This window comes from Streptomyces sp. DH12 (assembly GCF_020873895.1).
Classification (GTDB): Bacteria; Actinomycetota; Actinomycetes; order Streptomycetales; family Streptomycetaceae; genus Streptomyces.
In genome coordinates, this window is the sequence record NZ_JAHWGT010001110.1 from 1 (window position 1) to 448 (window position 448).

At 72.5% G+C, this 448-nt stretch carries 1 protein-coding gene; it reads left to right on the forward strand.

The features are described 5' to 3' along the window. Window positions 1–143: 143 nt before the first annotated feature. On the forward strand, window positions 144–448 hold a 305-nt coding region (locus tag LPA54_RS38775), incomplete at its 3' end, for a DUF485 domain-containing protein (RefSeq protein ID WP_228985089.1).

Sequence of the window (448 nt, forward strand, 5' to 3'; positions counted from 1 at the left end):
TCTGTCACCTGAAGGGGTGAAGTCGGGCGAATGGCGCGCCCGGGATCTTCCCGAACCGCCCATGGTTGGCCATGCGGCCGAAAAGGTCCGTGGATCAGGGGAGTTGTGCGGTGGAGAAGGAAGCAGGGCCGGAGGCCGCGGGAGTGCGGCTCGACGACCCGTGGGACGACGTGCCGGTCTCCGACCGGTGCGACAAGGACGGGACGGGAGGCGCCGCGCACCTCGACGCGCCCGCTGCGGCGGGGCGGGATCCCGAGCCCCGCGCGGCCGACATCTACCTGGAGGTGCACCGCAGCGAGGCCTTCCGCGAGGTGCGCCGCCGCTACCGCCGCTTCGTGGTGCCCGCCGCCCTCGCCTTCCTCCTCTGGTATCTCGCCTATGTCGTCGCCGCGACCACCGCGCCCGGTCTGATGGCCCGCCCGGTCGCCGGAGCGGTCAACGTCGCGAT